Raw genomic sequence first — 18,234 nt, 5'->3', positions numbered from 1 at the left:
AATTTTTTGCAAAACTATTTATCGCACCTCAAGCAGTGGTATAATCCACTACTTATTTTTGCTCTTAAGAACGGATAAAGCTATGGAACAATACTCTCAATTAGAAGAACAACAATCTCAGTTAGAACTTCTTATCGCTCAAGGGCGTGAGCAAGGATACTTAACGATTTCAGAAGTTCACGACCACTTACCAGAAGAACTTGTCGATGCAGATCAGATTGAAGACATTATTCAAATGATTAACGATATGGGGATTAAGGTGCTGGAAACTGCCCCTGATGCCGATGATTTGATGCTTGCAGGCAATATTGCCGATGAAGACGTAGTGGAAGAGGCGACTAAAGTACTTTCTACGGTAGAATCTGAAATTGGTCGAACTACCGATCCTGTTCGTATGTATATGCGTGAAATGGGAACGGTTGAGTTGCTTACACGTGAAGGTGAAATTGATATTGCAAAACGCATTGAAGAAGGAATTAACGAAGTTCAGTGTGTCATTGCAGAATACCCTGAGGCCTTAAGTGAATTAATTGCTCGTTATGATCAAGTCGAAGAAGGCACTGTACGTTTATCCGATCTTGTAACCGCTTTCGTTGATCCGAATGCGGTAGAAAGTACCCCTGTAGATGACCTCGATGCCGATCTAGATGAAGAAAGCGAAAGTGATACCGTTGCAGATATTGATGATGAAAGTGAAGATGGTGAATCATCAGGCGATGGTGGTGATGATAATAGCATTGATCCAGAACTTGCTCGTGAGAAATTTACGCTATTAAAAGAGCAACATCAAAAAGCCTTACAAGCAATCCAAAAACATGGACGTACTAGCAAGCGTTCAAGAGATCAAATTCAAGCACTTTCCGATATTTTCCGTGAATTTCGCTTAGTGCCAAAACAATTTGATTTGTTAGTGGAAACGATGCAAAAAATGATGAAGCAAGTGCGAGCAGAAGAACGTCAAATTCAACGCTATGCTGTAGAATATGCAGGCATGAAAAAGACGGATTTCATCAAAGTATTCCAAGGTAATGAATTATCTGAGGCGTGGATTGATAAAGCGATCAATGCTAAAAAGGGTGGTGTGCCAAAATTAGCCAACTATGTAGATAATATTCGTGTAAATATCGCAAACTTGCAGAAACTTGAGGAAACAACAGGTTTAACCATTACGCAAATCCGTGAAATTGGCGGACGCATTGCAGATGGCGAATTAAAAGCACGCAAAGCGAAGAAAGAGATGGTAGAAGCCAACTTACGTCTTGTTATCTCTATTGCTAAAAAATATACCAACCGTGGTTTACAATTCCTTGATTTAATTCAGGAAGGTAACATCGGCTTAATGAAAGCAGTAGATAAATTTGAATATCGCCGTGGTTATAAATTCTCAACTTATGCGACTTGGTGGATTCGCCAAGCGATTACTCGCTCAATTGCAGATCAGGCTCGTACTATTCGTATTCCTGTGCATATGATTGAAACGATCAACAAATTAAATCGTATTTCTCGCCAATGCTTACAAGAGATGGGACGTGAAGCAACACCTGAAGAGTTAGCAGAAAAAATGGGAATGCCAGAGGATAAAATTCGTAAAGTCCTCAAAATTGCTAAAGAGCCAATCTCAATGGAAACACCAGTGGGGGATGACGATGATTCACATTTAGGGGATTTCATCGAAGATAGCTCTCTTGAGTTGCCTCTTGATTCTGCAACAGCAGAAAGTTTGCGAATTGCAACGAATGCTGTATTAGAGGAGGGATTAACACCTCGTGAAGCAAAAGTATTGCGTATGCGTTTTGGTATTGATATGAATACCGATCACACCCTTGAAGAAGTGGGTAAACAATTTGATGTAACTCGTGAGCGTATTCGTCAAATTGAAGCAAAAGCGTTACGCAAGCTCCGCCACCCTAGCCGTTCCGAAACTCTACGCAGTTTCTTAGATGATTAATGGTTAATCCAGTATAGTAGATAAAGGGGCATAGTAGACAAAATGGTTGCTAATGTTTATTTTCTTTAAATGTTAGCAACTCTTTTTATTTAAAAAATCCTGTATAAACATAATCTTACGCTTTTTCGTTAATCCATTATGATTATTTAATTTTCGTTTAAGTTCACTAAATAATCCCTCTAAGCTATTTGTCGTCTTTTCTATATTTAATTCAGAATGTTTTTCATAGATAAAAATAAAATCCATATAACGCTTTAAACTGGCACAAGCACTTCTTATATTGCGATGTTTATAAGGAAAATAGCCTTTTTCATTCGCTTTATCACTCCTTTCTTTTAAAAATGCTTGGTGTTTTATGAACCAAGAGTGTAATCGCCGATAAAATTCATTTTTTGAGCTTTTTGTGAGTGTTTTTGCAATTATTTTTAATTCTTTACCCGCTTGTGATTGATGTTTTTTTCTTAATTTCCGCATCACAATTGCCACCATATGAAATTGACACATCTGTACTAGTGTATTAAATAAATCTTTCATCAAACCACGTCTACCATCACAGGTAATCAATTGAATTATATAGCCTTTTTCTCTTAACCTATTTAGAGCAAGTTTGTAGTAAATATCTTTTTCGGTTCACACAAAATAATGAGAAATCACATTATTTGAATTAGAACCCATTGGCACTAATACGCCAAAATAACGACAGAAAAACGTTGTATCCATAATGATGTTTAGGTATCGATTTAAAGGCGGTTTTAAAGGTGTTTTAGGGGCTTTATCAATATATCTTTGAATCGTTCTGACTGAACAATGATATTTAACGGCAAGTTGTTGATAGGTTTGTTTTCCGGATGTGTAATCAGTCCAAATTTTAATTGGATCTAATTTAGATTTTAAGATAAAGGTTTTATGACATTCATTACAAAAATAACGTTGAGTATTATTTTTTATTCCATGTTTCTTTATTTTCTGACTTTGGCAAAATGGGCAGTTTTTTGTTCATATTTCAAAAAGAGGGCTTAAATCCTTGTACTATAAGGCTTTAAGCCACTTTTTAGCAACAAATTTGTCTATTACACCTGCAATAAACCATAAGCACCTGAGTCGTTAAGTATTTAATAGATTTTGCAACTAGTAAGGCAAAAAAGATAATGCTTGTTCAACCACTTCTACACCCGCCCCTTGTTTGCACACATTTTCACTTAAATGCCTACGCCACTGTCTTGCCCCTTTACAGTTTTGGAATGCTCCAAGAATATGGCGGACAATATGATTGAGATAAACGCCTTGTGAAAGTTGCTGTTCAATATAAGGTAGCATTCTTTCAACGGCTTGTTTTGGTGTAACAATATCGGCGTTTGGGTCAAACAGTTCTCGATCAATATAACCAAGCAAAGACGGATTTTGATAGGCTTCACGCCCAACCATCACGCCATCAACAAATTGCAAGTGATGTTTGATCTCTTCAATCGTTTTAATCCCGCCGTTAATGCTCATTTTAAGATGTGGAAAATCCCGCTTGAGTTGATAAACTCGTTCATAATCAAGCGGTGGGATTTCACGATTTTCTTTCGGGCTTAAACCTGACAGCCACGCTTTACGCGCGTGAACAATAAAATCGTTACAGTAAGGCTGAATTTTCTCAATAAAATCGCATAGAAATTCATAGCTATCTAGATCGTCAATGCCAATACGATGTTTAACGGTAACAGGAATACTCACTTCGTTTTTCATCGCTTCTACACAGCGAGCGACTAAATCCGCTTTTCCCATTAAACAGGCACCAAACATACCATTTTGAACACGATCTGATGGGCAACCGACATTCAGATTGATTTCCGCATAGCCCCGTTCTTCCACTAATTTTGCACATTTCGCTAACTGTTCAGGATCACTTCCCCCTAATTGCAACGCCACAGGGTTTTCTGTGGGATCGTAAGCAAGCAGATCATATTTCGCGTGCAAAATTGCGGGTGCGGTAATCATCTCACTATAAAGTAAGCTATGTTGAGTAAATTGACGGTGAAAATAGCGACAGTGGCGAGTTGTCCAATCGAGCATTGGTGCAACGGAAAAACGCCTGCGATAGTAAGGTTCTTGCATTGATAAAATCCAAATAATGTATAAAACGAAGAATCTATTGTTATTGATAACAATAGATTCAGATTATTTACAAAGTAGCTTGTAGGGTGGGTCTTGACCCACCATATAGCCGTAACATATTGATTTTATTGGTGGGTTAAAACCCACCCTACAATATTCAATCCATCTAATATATAGTTTGTCAATGGTCTAAATCTATTGTCATTGATAACAATAGATTCTTATAAAGTTTCCATTATGCCATAAAATTGAGTTGAAGATTAGAACTAGGCGATCTACCCCAACTTCTTCGCCAACATTGTCACAAAACGTAGCTGAATACGATTGCCGTGTTCATCGGTTTTATGTAAATGCCCCAAATCTTCATTGTATTTAACAAGTTCCCAGCCTTGATAATACTGTTTCAGTTCATCTTCTTGGAATGTAAATGAAAAAGGCATTGGACAAGGGAAATCCTGCGTGTTCATTGCACAGACAATAAGATTATATCCCCCGACTTTGGTATTTTTTTGCATATTTTCGATAATTGCAGGGATACAATGACGATTTAGGAACATCATTACGACAGTGGAAACAATAAAATCAAATTCGCCTTGTATATTGGCTTGGTTAATGTCGTAAATACCCGTTTGGATATGTTGTGCATCTTCTTTTTCGATGATTGAATTGAGGAAATGGATACTTTCTTCATTCTGATCAACTGCGGTTACATCAAACCCTTTTAAGTTAAGATAAAGTGCATTTCGCCCTCTTCCACAGCCAAGGTCTAACACTTTGCCTGTCGAAAGATAATTTATCGCATTTAATACTTCAGAATGTGTTGCAGTGAGATTATATTTTTTAGCGAAATAATCTTCCGGCGAGCAATAAAAAGCGAGCTGACACGCCAGATCTTCACTTAATGGCTCAACTTTATGCCAAATTTGTGGCTCCACAAAAGGTGGCTGGTTTTGTTCGTCGAAAATCATTTCTCTGACGATTTCACCTTCCTCAGTTAATTCATAGTATTTCAATGATCCCTTTAAGATTGTTAATTTCGCCCAAGTTCCTACTTTAGTATTATGTTTCTCTTGAAACATCTGTGGTAGGCTTTCCTTATCCCAAACTGGCATCTGTTTATAGCAAATTAAGTTGTCCATATTTTTCTCCAAAGTTGCACTATGTTGAAAATGTTATGCTTTTTTAAACTAAAGGCAACAAAAAACCGACTATTTTAGTCGGTCTTTATTAACTATTTGATTAATATCAAATAGTTAATGATGGTGGGTGCTCTCTGTTTTTCCGTGCTGTTCAAAATAAACGGCTAAATCATTTTGCAATGTAGCGTGAATATCCATTTCGTGAAAACGTTTTGCAAGGTTATGCAAAAAGTGACAATAAGAGCGATAAACTATCGCTTGCCATATGCCTGGCATCAGCAAGTAAGGCAAGGCTATTAAAGAAATAGCCAGAGATTGCTTCAACAACCATAAAAGTCGTTATAATAGCTAAATTAATCAATAGGATAGTCTTATTTTGTTGGGCGTGCGTCTCCATATAAGAATGTGAATGGGACATAGGTTTTAACTCCGAATAATAGAAATATCAAAATGCAACAATTTATTCAAATAGCCAATCAATATGGGAAAATGCGTTTGCCTTTTTTCTTTTTAATTGATTTTGAAAAACAGAAACCATTAATTTATCCTTTATCTGAAATTGAAGATAAAGGGCTTTATTTTGATTTTAATGGACAACAAAAGTTCATTCAACCATTAAAAATAAATGGAAATTTTGAGTTAGAGATTATTCCACCTGATTATCCACAATATAAAAAAGCCTTTGATTTTGTTCAACAACAGATCCAAATTGGGAATAGTTATCTTTTAAACTTAACTCAGCAAACTGAAATTAAAACAAATTATCATTTAGCACAAATTTTTCAGCAAAGTAAAGCTAAATACAAATTGTTATTAGATGAAAGATTTGTCTGTTTTTCCCCTGAGTGTTTCATTCGTATTAAAGCGAATAAAATCTATTCTTATCCTATGAAAGGAACAATAAATGCAAATGAAGAAGATGCGATAAATAAATTATTAAATTCAGAAAAAGAGTTTACCGAACATAATACCATTGTTGATTTAATTCGGAATGATTTAGCTTTAGTATCAAAATATATTCAGGTCACGAAATATCGCTATGTTGAAAAAGTGGAAACACATCGTGGGGCGATTTATCAGACGAGTTCTGAAATTTGTGGGGAACTTGATGAAAATTGGCAAGAAAATATTGGCACAATGTTGGATAAACTCTTGCCAGCAGGCTCAATTAGCGGTGCGCCTAAAGTGAAAACCGTTGAAATTATTCAACAAGCAGAACAACAAGAACGTGGTTATTATACGGGGATTTTCGGTTATTTTGATGGTGAAAATGTAGAGAGTGCGGTGGCTATTCGCTATATTGAAAAACAAGGGGATACATATTATTTTCGTAGCGGTGGCGGAATTACTGCATTAAGTCAGCTAGATGGAGAATATAATGAAATTTTAGAGAAAGTTTATGTGCCAATATCCACTCTTTGAAACGGTAGCAATTATTGATGGTAAGATACAAAATATTTTTTATCATCAACAACGAATGAATAATGCATTTATATATTATTTTAAGCACGAAAATAGTTTTGAACTGTTAGATATTATTAAAGTGCCTGAAGCATATCAAAAAGGATTAGTACGTTGTCGTATTGATTATAACACAAAAGAATATCAAGTTCAGTTTTTCCATTATATACCTAAAGCAATAAAAACCTTTCAATGCGTTTATGTAGAAAATTTTGATTATCAATTCAAATATACTGACCGAGTTGAATTAGATAAATTAAAACAAACCGCTGGTGATGAAATTATTCTTGTTAATAATGGCTTTATTAGTGATTGCTCTATTGGTAATTTACTTTTTTTAAAACAAGGAAAATGGTATAGCCCAAATCATTATTTATTAAAAGGTACACAACTAAGTTATTTATTAGACGAACAAAAAATTAGCTTAATTGATATACCTGTAGAAGCACTTTTTGATTATGAACAAATAATGGTGATTAATGCCTTAAATCCTTTTGATCTTCAAAGGGCAGTGCCGATTACAAGCGATAGGATTTTTCGATAAAGTTGTAAATTTTGTGATATAGATCGAAAAACTGAAAAAAACAGTTGCAACTGTATGGTTAAACAGTATAATAATTTACAGTTTTATGGCAATGCATTTGCCCTATCCAAACAATGAACAAAGGAAAGCATTATGGCTGAGAATAAAAAATCTTCAAAAAACAATACCGTCATTAAACAAGTTCCACCAGAACAGAAACAACAAGCCTTAGAAGCGGCACTAGCTCAAATTGAAAAACAATTTGGTAAAGGCTCTATTATGAAATTAGGGCAGACTGAGCAATTAGATATTGAGTCTGTTTCAACAGGCTCACTAGGGCTAGACCTTGCTTTAGGTATTGGTGGCTTGCCAATGGGGCGTATTGTTGAAATCTATGGGCCAGAATCGTCAGGTAAGACAACATTAACACTTTCTTTAATTGCTCAAGCTCAAAAAGGCAATAAAACCTGTGCTTTTATTGACGCTGAACACGCTTTAGATCCTGTCTATGCTCGCAATTTAGGGGTAAATACAGATGATTTATTGATTTCTCAACCAGATAATGGTGAACAAGCTCTTGAAATCTGTGATGCGTTAGTTCGTTCAGGGGCAGTTGATGTTATTATTGTGGACTCTGTCGCTGCACTTACGCCAAAAGCTGAAATTGAAGGGGATATGGGCGACTCGCATATGGGCTTACAAGCACGTTTAATGTCACAAGCGTTGCGTAAACTCACTGCAAATATCAAAAATACCAACTGTTTAGTGGTCTTTATTAACCAAATCCGTATGAAAATTGGCGTAATGTTTGGTAATCCAGAAACGACAACAGGCGGTAATGCATTGAAATTCTATGCCTCTGTTCGTTTAGATATTCGTCGTTGCGGTGTAGTCAAAGATGGCGATGAAATTATTGGTAGTGAAACCAAAGTAAAAGTGGTGAAAAACAAAGTTGCACCGCCATTCCGTGAAGTACAATTTGATATTATGTACGGCGAAGGAATTTCTCGTATGAACGAACTACTGATTTTAGCTGAAGCAAACGGCTTTATTAAGAAATCAGGGGCGTGGTTCTCTTATGATGGAACGAAAATTGGACAAGGTAAAAATAATGCAGTGAAATGGTTAAAAGAGAACCCTGAAATTGCAGATAAACTCGAACAAGAAATCCGAAATACACTGGCTTCAAACCCAAATAGCCTATTAAAAGTAACGGCAAGCGACAGTATCGACGAGAGCGATGTCGAAGAGTTTAACGAAGAAGAACTATAATAGCGAAATGCGGTTTGTGAAAACCGCATTTTTATTTTACTGCGGTAAATAAATGACACATAAATATTCTGCGAATAGCTATTTGCTTTATCTACTTTCTAAACGAGAATATAGCGAAGCTGAAATTCGCCGCAAATTACAACTTAAAGAATATAATGCACAAGAAATTGAGCAAGCCATTGAACAAGCAAAAGCGAATAAATGGCAAAGTGATGAACGCTTTGCGATAAGTTACGTCCGCTATCGTTCACAACAAGGCTATGGACCACGCCGTCTAAAACAAGAGTTACAGCTCAAAGGGGTAAAAGAGTGGGTGATTAGCCAAGCCATTGATGAAGCGGAAGTTGATTTTTTTGAACTTGCCGAACGTCTTTTTGAGAAAAAAAGACCATCACATTGGGATATAAAAGCGAAGCAAAAAATGTGGCGATATATGGTTAGCCACGGTTTTTATAACGATCATTTTAGGCATTTATTGGATCTGGATTATGGTGACTATGATGAATAAAATTACTTTTTTTAGCCGTTTTGAAGCAGATATTGTCAGTGGTAAAAAGACCATTACCATTCGAGATAAGTCAGAAAGCTATTTTCAAGCGGGTCAAGAGTTGAGTGTTTTTACAAATGAAACAGACCGCTTGTTTGCCCGTATTCGTGTGCTGTCTGTTACCCCTATTCAGTTTGAACGGCTTAATGAAACACATGCTAAACAGGAAAATATGACACTTGCCGAACTAAAACAAGTGATCAAAGAGATTTACCCGAACGATAACGACTTTTTTGTGATTGAATTTGAGTTAATATAGTTTAAAAATGAGCCTTTTTAAGTCCACGAAACAGACAGAATTATGTCCGCAATGCCATTCCCCATTACAACTAAAACGGGGAAAGCAGGGACTTTTTTTAGGGTGTAGTAGCTATCCGCAATGCGATTATCTCAAACCTATCCACCAAGCAAGTCATATCATCAAAACCCTTGATGAACAATGCCCTGAATGTCAATCGCCATTGCAATTAAAACAAGGGCATTTTGGTATGTTTATCGGTTGTAGCCAGTATCCTGACTGCCATTTTACGGTACACGAAGAAACTGAAATCGAAGAAGAATTTGACTGCCCAGAATGTCAAAAACATAAATTAGTGGCACGCACAGGGCGTTCAGGTAAAATATTTTATGGCTGTTCAGGTTTTCCTGAGTGTAAATTTACCTTACCTACCAAGCCTGTAAAACAACAATGCCCACAATGTTTGGGTGAACTCGCCACCATAAAAAAAGTGCGTGGGAAAACCTATTTTCTCTGTGCAAACAGAAAATGTCAGCATCTATTTAGTGAAAGCGAATAATGTATTCTTTTAATCAACTTATTGAAAAACTTAAACAAAATCAAGTGATTGCCTATCCTACTGAAGCCGTTTTTGGATTAGGTTGCAATCCGCAAAGTGAACAAGCGGTGAGATCCCTGCTTCAATTAAAAAATCGTCCAGAAGACAAGGGGTTGATTTTAATTGCTCACCATAAAGAACTGCTTCTGCCCTACATTGATGATACACATTTGACAGAGGTGGAATGGCAACGTTTTGAAACGCTTGGCGAGCAGGCGATTACTTGGATAATGCCAGCCAAAGCAACGGTTCCACGTTATTTGAAAGGGCAGTTTGAAACCATTGCCGTGCGATTATGCCAAGTGCCAGCGGTTGTTGAACTTTGTACAGCGACAGGTTTTGCACTCACTTCTACCAGTGCAAATTTAACGACGCTCCCACCTTGCCGAACTGCCGACGAAGTGCGACAGCAATTTGGCAACTCGTTCCCAGTATTAGATCAAGCCACAGGCGGAAAATCAAATCCGTCTGAAATCCGTGACATTTTTAGCCAACATATTTTTCGACAAGGATAGACAATGAACCAGTACGCAGTGTGGGGAAATCCGATTGCACAAAGCAAATCCCCAAGAATACATACACTTTTCGGGCAACAAACGGGCAAAGCGATCTCTTATGTAGCGAAATTAGGCGATGAACAACAGTTTGAACAGCAACTCAAACAATTTTTTGCAGAAGGTGCGAAAGGTGCAAATATCACAGCCCCTTTTAAAGAGAGAGCCTTTGCCCTTGCGGATCTTTATAGCGAAAGTTGCTTACAAGCCGAAGCCTGTAATACGCTCAAGCGGTTAGATGATGGGCGTTTATATGCGGATAATACTGATGGTGTTGGATTAGTGTCCGATCTTGCCCGTTTAGGTTGGCTTAAACCACATCAACGGATACTGATTTTAGGGGCTGGGGGAGCAACCAAAGGTGTGCTTTATCCCTTATTACAAGCTCAACAGCAGATCACCATTTACAATCGAACGGCAGATAAAGCGGCCAGTTTAGCTAAAAAGTTTGCAAAGTTTGGGCAAATTCAATCCGCTTGTTTCGATGAACTTCCCGAACAGTCGTTCGATTTAATTATCAATGCGACATCGCTTGGATTGCAAGGCAAGTGCGTCGAATTGCCAGCACGATTACTTACACAAGCCAACATTTATGATATGCAATATGCTCCAAATATGCAGAGCCCATTTCTTGAATACGCCCGTTCACAAGGGGCAACACAATACCAAGATGGTTTAGGAATGTTAGTTGGACAAGCAGCTTATACGTTTCAGTTGTGGGAAGATGTATTACCAGATGTTGAACCTATATTAAAACAGATAAAACAAGAAATGGAATTTTAAAACGGCAATCGTTAACTTATTATAAAATCAGTCTTTTATAGAGATTATTGTTGTTTTTTCTGACAATTTGCCGAATCTCTAGTCAAACAAGCAGAAAAATTTACTTTTTTCAAAAAAGTATTTGACGAGGTAGAGTGAAATCAGCATAATACGCCCCGCAAAGCCGATATGGTGACGCAAATGGCTACATAGCTCAGCTGGTTAGAGCACAACACTCATAATGTTGGGGTCACAAGTTCGAATCTCGTTGTAGCCACCATTTGCGGGACTGGCGAAATTGGTAGACGCACCAGATTTAGGTTCTGGCGCCGAGAGGTGTGTGGGTTCAAGTCCCTCGTCCCGCACCATTTTAAGCTTGCAAATAAAACGACTGGAGTATCGCCAAGCGGTAAGGCACTGGGTTTTGATCCCAGCATTCCTAGGTTCGAATCCTAGTACTCCAGCCATCTTATTTCAAATCGAATGAACTAACGCAAGTTAGTTTTTTTCTTTTGGGGTATCGCCAAGCGGTAAGGCACTGGGTTTTGATCCCAGCATTCCTAGGTTCGAATCCTAGTACCCCAGCCATCTTCTTATTTCTCTAGATCAAATAATTCTCTGATTTTTCAAATTCTCTCTATTCTTTGCTTTTTATCTTTACTGAAATTCTTTAGAATTAATGCCCTAATTTACAAGGGGAACATTATGCTTAATCCAAAAAATTTAGAGTCTATCGCACAGCAACTTCACAACGCATTACCACAAGGTTTAAAAAATGTAGGCAATGATTTAGAAGAAAAATTTAAACAAATCTTACAAGCCCAGCTTGCTAAACTTGATGTGGTCACTCGTGAAGAGTTTGAAGTTCAATCTCAAGTTTTACTTCGTACCCGTGAAAAATTGAATGAATTAGAAAAACGCTTAGATGAACTAAGCTCAACATCATCAACTGAATCACAAAATTAAATTTTAGAGGATAATTCAATGCAAAACATCAATCCAACCCAAACTTTCGCTTGGAATGCCCTTGAACAGCACAAAGCTGAGAATTTGACGATTCCACAACTATTTAATGAAGATCCAAAACGTTTTGATAAATATTCCTTACGTTTTGAAGATCAAATTCTCGTTGATTTTTCTAAAAATGCGATCAACCAGCACACCCTTGCACTATTGCGTCAATTAGCCGATGAATGCCAAGTTAAATCAGCCACTTACGCAATGTTTAATGGCGAAAAAATTAACCGTACGGAAAATCGTGCGGTGCTTCATACAGCCTTACGCAACCGCTCAAATACCCCTGTTGAAGTAGATGGCAAAAATGTGATGCTAGAAGTGAATGCAGTTTTAGCGAAGATGAAAGGCTTCTGTGAGCGTGTTATTTCAGGGGTGTCGAAAGGCTACACAGGCAAGGCGATTACTGATGTGGTAAACATTGGGATTGGCGGTTCAGACTTAGGCCCATATATGGTCACTGAAGCATTACGTCCATACAAAAATCACTTAACAATGCACTTTGTTTCTAATGTCGATGGCACGCATATTGCTGAGACCTTAGCGAAAATCAATCCAGAAACAACCCTTTTCCTTGTGGCATCAAAAACCTTTACTACTCAAGAAACAATGACGAATGCTCTTTCAGCACGTCAATGGTTATTAGATACTGCAAAAGACGAATCTGCTGTGGCGAAACATTTCGTAGCTCTTTCAACGAATGCCAAAGAGGTCGCTAAATTTGGTATTGATACAGAAAATATGTTTGAATTTTGGGATTGGGTTGGTGGACGCTACTCACTCTGGTCTGCGATTGGGTTATCTATTGCTCTTTCTATCGGTTTTGAACACTTTGAGCAACTACTTGATGGTGCTCACGCAATGGATAAACATTTCCTTAATGCTCCAACAGAGCAAAATATCCCATTGACACTCGCCCTTATCGGTATTTGGAACAATAACTTCTTAGGTGCAGAATCAGAAGCAATTTTACCTTATGATCAATATCTGCACCGTTTTGCGGCTTACTTCCAACAAGGCAATATGGAATCTAACGGTAAATATGTTGGGCGAGATGGAAAATTTGTCAATTACCAAACAGGGCCTATCATTTGGGGTGAACCAGGTACAAATGGACAGCACGCCTTCTATCAATTAATTCACCAAGGTACAAAATTGATCCCTTGTGATTTTATTGCACCTGCACAAACCCATAATCCGATTGGCGATCATCACCCTAAATTGCTTTCAAACTTCTTCGCACAAACTGAAGCACTTGCTTTTGGTAAGTCAAAAGAAGTAGTGGAACAAGAGTTCTTACAAGCGGGTACATCTTTAGAAGAAGTTGTAGAAATTGTGCCATTTAAAGTATTTACGGGCAACAAACCAACGAACTCAATTCTAGTCCAAAAAATCACCCCATTCACCTTAGGAGCGTTGATTGCAATGTATGAACATAAAATCTTCGTTCAAGGCGTAATTTTCAATATTTATAGCTTTGATCAATGGGGTGTTGAGTTAGGTAAACAACTTGCTAACCGTATCTTGCCAGAGCTAGAAAATAACGAAACCATTACTAGCCACGACAGTTCAACGAATGGTTTGATTAATCAGTTCAAATTATGGAAACAATAATGGCAAAATCTGACCGCTTACTCCACCAAGATCAGATAGTCTCCGAAAATTTTAGTAGAACCGCAGAGAGGTAAGTTTGAGCTTTGTAGTCGGACAACGTTGGATTAGTGAGTCGGAAAATAACTTAGGATTAGGCATTGTCACTGCAGTGGATAACCGCACTGTGACCCTTTCATTTCCTGCATCGGACGAACAACGTGTGTACGCTGTTGCCGTTGCCCCTTTAACCCGTGTGCAATTCCAAAAAGGCGATCGTGTTACCAGTATTGATGGCTGGCAGTTAGATATTGAAGATGTCGTTGAAAATCAAGGGGTTGCACTCTATTTAGGTAAACGTGTCGATACTCAAGTAGAGAGCGTTCTGCCTGAAATGCAACTCGATCATAAAGTGAGTTTTAGTAAACCGCAGGATCGTCTATTCTCTGCCCAAATTGATCGCAGTGATCGTTTCGCCCTGCGTTATCGTGCTTTGAAGCATCAACAAGCCCAGTTTCAATCTGAACTGCGTGGAATGCGTGGTATTCGTGCAAGCCTAATTCCCCATCAATTACATATTGCCAAAGAAGTCGGGCAACGTCTTGCTCCCCGTGTGTTACTTGCAGATGAAGTGGGGTTGGGTAAAACCATTGAAGCAGGTATGATTTTGCAACAACAGCTTTTCTCCGGACGAGTAGATCGTGTATTGGTGCTTGTGCCGGAAAGTTTGCAACATCAATGGCTGGTTGAAATGCTTCGTCGCTTTAGCCTGAATTTCTCGCTGTTTGATGAAGAACGTTGTGCCGATTTCACGAAGAAAGATGAAGATAATAACGACATCAGTGAAAATCCTTTTGAAACGGAAGCCTTAGTGATTGCCTCTATCGATTGGTTATCGGCAAATCCACAGCGTGCAAAACAAGTGCTTGATACCGATTGGGATATGTTGATTGTTGATGAAGCTCACCATTTGGAATGGGACGAGCAAAATCCAAGTATGGCATATCAGTTTGTCGCACAGCTCTCCAAGCAGATTTCAGCGGTCTTGTTGCTCACGGCGACCCCTGAGCAATTAGGACAAGAGAGCCATTTTACTCGTTTAGCCTTGCTAGATCCTGACCGTTTCTACGATTATCAAGCCTTTGTGGAAGAGCAAAAACAGTATCAGCCAGTCGCCGATGCGGTCGCTACCTTGCTTAACGATAAGCCGTTAAGTGCCAAAGAGCAGGAAAGTATCAGCGAATTGCTGGCGGAAGAAGATGTTGAGCCGATGTTCCGTATTATTAATTCGGATGCTAGCGAAGAACAGCGTCGGGAAGTCCGCCAAGAGTTAATTAGTGAGTTAATTGACCGACACGGAACAAGCCGTGTGCTATTCCGCAATACTCGCCAAGGCGTAAAAGGCTTCCCACATCGTATTTACAATGAAATTGTGTTGGAAATGCCTACACAATATGCAAATGCTTTGAAAGTAATGTGTATGATGGGGGGAAATAAGATGGAAGATCTGCTCTACCCTGAACGCCTATTCCAACGTATGAACCCAAATGCGAAGTGGCACGAGTTTGATCCACGCATTGAGTGGTTAATTACATTCTTGAAAAATCATCGTGATGAAAAAATTCTGGTGATTTGTAAGCAAGCGGATACCGCCATTCAGCTAGAACAAGTGTTGCGTGAAAAAGAAGCTATTCGCTCTGCGGTGTTCCACGAAAAAATGTCGATTGTGGAGCGAGATAAAGCCTCTGCATACTTTGCTCAACAAGAAGATGGCGCGCAGGTGCTGATTAGCTCAAGTATCGGTTCAGAAGGTCGAAACTTCCAGTTTGCACGCCGTTTAGTGCTGTTTAATCTGCCTGATAATCCAGACTTACTCGAGCAGAGTATCGGGCGTTTAGACCGTATCGGGCAAAAACACGATATTGAAATCTATGTGCCTTGTTTCAATCACTCCACCCAGTTGATCTTAGCGGAATGGTATCATCGTGGCTTAAATGCCTTTGAAGAAACTTGTCCGATGGGGGCAACGTTATTTAGAGAATTTAATGCGGAACTCACCGCTTACCTACTCAATCCTGAACGTAGCGAAGCCTTCGAAGCCTTTGTGGAACAAACCCATAAACGCCAACAACAGCTTAAAGTGGAATTAGAAAAAGGGCGAGATCGTCTGTTAGAACTCAACTCGAACGGCGGTGAAACTGCTCAACAATTAGCTCAAGCTATTGCTGAACAAGACGACAATCCGCAGTTGGTCAATTTTGCCTTGAATTTATTTGATGTAATTGGCTTAGAGCAGGAAGATTTAGGCGAGAAAAGCATTGTGATTAGCCCGACAGGACATATGCTTGTGCCTGATTTCCCAGGCTTGTCTGAAGAAGGCAACACCGTGACTTTTGACCGTGAACTTGCCTTAATGCGAGAAGATGTGTTGTTCTTAACGTGGGATCACCCGATGATCCGCAACGGTATCGATCTTATTACGTCCGCCGATATTGGTAAGAGTGCTGTTTCATTACTCGTTAATAAAAACTTGCTGGCAGGCACGTTACTGCTTGAAGCGATCTATATCGTAGAAGCCCAAGCACCAAAAGATTTACAGCTCACCCGTTTCCTACCGCCAACGCCTGTGCGTATCTTGCTGGATAACAAAGGCAACGATATGGCATCGCAGGTGTCGTTTGCAGGGTTGGAAAAACAGCTCAAGCCGGTCAATAAACAGATGGCAAATAAAATTGCGAAGATGGCTCGTGGTGATATTGAGAAGCTGATTGCATTCAGCGATGAAAAAGTTGTGCCACAGGCACAATCCTTAATTGAACAGGCAAAACAGAATGCGGATCACACTTTAGGTGCTGAATTACACCGCTTGACATCACTACAAGCGGTGAATAAAAACATTCGTGCTGATGAAATTCAAGCCCTAGAGCAGTTGCGAGAAGCATCACTGAAACATCTAGACCAAGCAAATTGGCGATTGGATAGCTTGAGGGTGATTGTGAGTAGTTAACTTAAAAGGCATAGTAGACAAAAGTGTTGCTAACATTTAGAGAAAATAAACATTAGCAACTGTTTTGTCCTCTTGGCATAGTTTTTGACGAATCAGCAACTATTTTGTCTATTACACCTTCTTTTTTAGATAAAGGTTAGAAACTCATTGATAAATATAAGATTTTTCTTTCTTCAGCTGACCTCAGGACTACCTTTTTTATAACTCTTTTATTAGCATAAAGGTCATATGGCTGTATTCTTTTTTTATCCAATGAATAATGTTTGTTATATATTCTTGTTAGCATCTTTATCGCCAATAAAATTCACAATATCCCCAGCCGATCCACCACTACGAATAATATCTCGCATTTTTCGCATAAATGGGGCGGTTTTTCGGAAAAAGAGTTGATAGGATTGGCACAGGTAGTTGTGTTTGTTTGCTTCATTTGGTAAGCTAATCATTCGATGTTTCGGGCAACCGCCGTGACAAAACGTTCGCACATCACAAGCTAAGCAAGCCTGAGTGAGTGCAGTTCTTTTTTGTTGTCCAAATTGGTATTGTGGTTGGGAATGCACAATCTCGCCCAACGGCTGTTCGTTTAAATTACCCACTTTATAGGTTGGATAAACAAAATGGTCGCAGGAATAAACATCACCATTTGCTTCCACAATCAGTGATGTGCCACAGCTCTCCTGATGAACACAACTACTTGACGGGTAGCCAAGCCATTGCCCAAGCAGATTATCAAATTCCAGCACATAAATTTTGCCGACATCCTGTTGCACCCACTCTTTAAACACTTCAAGCAGAAAATGCCCATAGCCCTGTGGTGGCACAGAGAAAGCGGTCGGTTTTGTGTCCTTTTTTGCAAAAGGTGTTGTGCCACAGCCTGTTTCAACAATCGGGATAAATTGCATAAAGGTTGAACCCAGCTCTTTTAAAGCAAGGTAGGTTTCTCTGCCTTTATGCCAATTTTGATCGTTAATCACCGTCAATGTATTAAACTCAACGCCATAGTCTTTCAATAAATCTACCGCTCGTTTAACCCGTTCAAAGGTCGGCTGACCATTGACTGATATGCGATATTTGTTATGCACTTCACTCAAGCCATCAATCGAAATGCCAATCAAAAATTGATGTGTTTTGAAAAATTCTGCCCATTGGCGATTTAGTGCAATGCCATTGGTTTGGAAAGCATTGGTGATCGTTTTACCGTTTGCAAATTCTTGCTGAAACTTGACCGCTTGTTTGAAAAAATCCAAGCCTAATAACGTTGGCTCCCCCCCTTGCCACGCAAATTCTACTCGCTGTCCTGCACTGGATTGAATGTAATTCCGCACATAATTTCGCAAGGTGTCTTCATTCATAAAACGTACATCTTGCTCAATGGTATGTGCTTTTTCAAGATAAAAGCAGTATTCACATTTGATGTTACATTGAAAGCTACTCGGCTTTGCCATCAAATGAAAATGGGCTTTGGGGGCGTTTTCAAACATAGC

General features: G+C 38.8%; 17 protein-coding genes and 4 tRNA genes. 16 read left to right on the top strand and 5 right to left on the bottom strand.

Annotated elements, in window-relative coordinates:
• The first annotated feature begins 82 nt into the window (after window positions 1–82).
• On the top strand, window positions 83–1,948 hold the full coding sequence (gene rpoD / locus J1G47_RS02690) for an RNA polymerase sigma factor RpoD (protein WP_005712186.1): 1,866 nt from the start codon (window positions 83–85) through the stop codon (window positions 1,946–1,948).
• Between the two features lie 72 nt (window positions 1,949–2,020).
• Here rpoD and J1G47_RS02685 read toward each other — a convergent pair whose 3' ends face one another.
• The 4 genes from J1G47_RS02685 to J1G47_RS02665 form a co-directional block, all read right to left on the bottom strand.
• Complete coding sequence (locus J1G47_RS02685; protein ID WP_457769183.1) at window positions 2,021–2,518, bottom strand: IS256 family transposase, variant Zn-binding type; 498 nt, start codon at window positions 2,516–2,518, stop codon at window positions 2,021–2,023.
• A gap of 558 nt (window positions 2,519–3,076) precedes the next feature.
• On the bottom strand, window positions 3,077–4,048 hold the full coding sequence (gene dusA / locus J1G47_RS02675; RefSeq protein WP_160402965.1) for a tRNA dihydrouridine(20/20a) synthase DusA: 972 nt from the start codon (window positions 4,046–4,048) through the stop codon (window positions 3,077–3,079).
• Window positions 4,049–4,323: 275 nt separating this feature from the next.
• On the bottom strand, window positions 4,324–5,187 hold the full coding sequence (gene tehB / locus J1G47_RS02670) for an SAM-dependent methyltransferase TehB (RefSeq protein WP_010786177.1): 864 nt from the start codon (window positions 5,185–5,187) through the stop codon (window positions 4,324–4,326).
• Between the two features lie 220 nt (window positions 5,188–5,407).
• Window positions 5,408–5,605 (bottom strand): cation transporter, encoded by a 198-nt coding sequence (locus tag J1G47_RS02665; protein WP_075592578.1) that lies wholly within the window; start codon window positions 5,603–5,605, stop codon window positions 5,408–5,410.
• Between the two features lie 32 nt (window positions 5,606–5,637).
• Here J1G47_RS02665 and J1G47_RS02660 point away from each other — a divergent pair, with 32 nt between their 5' ends.
• From J1G47_RS02660 to rapA, 15 genes are all read left to right on the top strand, one after another.
• Window positions 5,638–6,609, top strand: coding sequence for an aminodeoxychorismate synthase component I (locus J1G47_RS02660; RefSeq protein WP_160404851.1), 972 nt, complete (start codon window positions 5,638–5,640; stop codon window positions 6,607–6,609).
• A complete protein-coding gene (locus J1G47_RS02655) occupies window positions 6,587–7,192 on the top strand; it encodes an aminotransferase class IV family protein (RefSeq protein ID WP_015939659.1) in 606 nt (201 codons plus the stop codon). Before J1G47_RS02660 ends, J1G47_RS02655 begins: the two co-directional genes overlap by 23 nt.
• Window positions 7,193–7,324: 132 nt before the next feature.
• Window positions 7,325–8,443 carry a recombinase RecA gene (gene recA, locus J1G47_RS02650; RefSeq protein WP_015939658.1) on the top strand — a complete coding sequence of 373 codons (1,119 nt, stop codon included), beginning with the start codon at window positions 7,325–7,327 and terminating at the stop codon, window positions 8,441–8,443.
• Window positions 8,444–8,495: 52 nt separating this feature from the next.
• Window positions 8,496–8,951, top strand: a complete 456-nt coding sequence (gene recX / locus J1G47_RS02645; RefSeq protein ID WP_015939657.1) for a recombination regulator RecX — start codon at window positions 8,496–8,498, stop codon at window positions 8,949–8,951.
• Window positions 8,944–9,249, top strand: a complete 306-nt coding sequence (gene yqfB, locus J1G47_RS02640) for a N(4)-acetylcytidine aminohydrolase (RefSeq protein ID WP_015939656.1) — start codon at window positions 8,944–8,946, stop codon at window positions 9,247–9,249. The genes recX and yqfB overlap by 8 nt, the downstream gene beginning before the upstream one ends.
• Window positions 9,250–9,256: 7 nt before the next feature.
• Window positions 9,257–9,787, top strand: coding sequence for a DNA topoisomerase family protein (locus J1G47_RS02635; RefSeq protein WP_035523682.1), 531 nt, complete (start codon window positions 9,257–9,259; stop codon window positions 9,785–9,787).
• The gene (locus J1G47_RS02630) at window positions 9,787–10,341 is read left to right on the top strand and encodes a Sua5/YciO/YrdC/YwlC family protein (protein WP_010786180.1); all 555 of its coding nucleotides are present in this window, start codon (window positions 9,787–9,789) and stop codon (window positions 10,339–10,341) included. The genes J1G47_RS02635 and J1G47_RS02630 overlap by 1 nt, the downstream gene beginning before the upstream one ends.
• A 3-nt stretch (window positions 10,342–10,344) precedes the next feature.
• Window positions 10,345–11,163, top strand: a complete 819-nt coding sequence (gene aroE / locus J1G47_RS02625) for a shikimate dehydrogenase (RefSeq protein ID WP_035489993.1) — start codon at window positions 10,345–10,347, stop codon at window positions 11,161–11,163.
• Between the two features lie 182 nt (window positions 11,164–11,345).
• Window positions 11,346–11,422: transfer RNA gene (locus J1G47_RS02620), tRNA-Met, on the top strand.
• Between the two features lie 3 nt (window positions 11,423–11,425).
• A tRNA-Leu gene (locus tag J1G47_RS02615) sits at window positions 11,426–11,510 on the top strand.
• 24 nt (window positions 11,511–11,534) lie between these two features.
• Window positions 11,535–11,609: transfer RNA gene (locus J1G47_RS02610), tRNA-Gln, on the top strand.
• 46 nt (window positions 11,610–11,655) lie between these two features.
• Window positions 11,656–11,730: transfer RNA gene (locus tag J1G47_RS02605), tRNA-Gln, on the top strand.
• Between the two features lie 117 nt (window positions 11,731–11,847).
• Complete coding sequence (gene ubiK, locus J1G47_RS02600; RefSeq protein WP_010786182.1) at window positions 11,848–12,108, top strand: ubiquinone biosynthesis accessory factor UbiK; 261 nt, start codon at window positions 11,848–11,850, stop codon at window positions 12,106–12,108.
• An 18-nt stretch (window positions 12,109–12,126) separates the two neighbouring features.
• On the top strand, window positions 12,127–13,770 hold the full coding sequence (pgi, locus tag J1G47_RS02595) for a glucose-6-phosphate isomerase (RefSeq protein ID WP_160414848.1): 1,644 nt from the start codon (window positions 12,127–12,129) through the stop codon (window positions 13,768–13,770).
• Between the two features lie 76 nt (window positions 13,771–13,846).
• Window positions 13,847–16,753, top strand: coding sequence for an RNA polymerase-associated protein RapA (gene rapA, locus J1G47_RS02590; RefSeq protein WP_207326740.1), 2,907 nt, complete (start codon window positions 13,847–13,849; stop codon window positions 16,751–16,753).
• A gap of 266 nt (window positions 16,754–17,019) precedes the next feature.
• Here rapA and J1G47_RS02585 read toward each other — a convergent pair whose 3' ends face one another.
• Window positions 17,020–18,231, bottom strand: coding sequence for an anaerobic sulfatase maturase (locus tag J1G47_RS02585; RefSeq protein WP_112062794.1), 1,212 nt, complete (start codon window positions 18,229–18,231; stop codon window positions 17,020–17,022).
• Between the last annotated feature and the right edge of the window lie 3 nt (window positions 18,232–18,234).

This window comes from Glaesserella parasuis (genome assembly GCF_017352235.1).
Classification (GTDB): domain Bacteria; phylum Pseudomonadota; class Gammaproteobacteria; order Enterobacterales; family Pasteurellaceae; genus Glaesserella; species Glaesserella parasuis.
The sequence above is the reverse complement of the archived record's forward strand: the minus strand, read 5'-3'. Positions and strand labels throughout refer to the sequence as shown.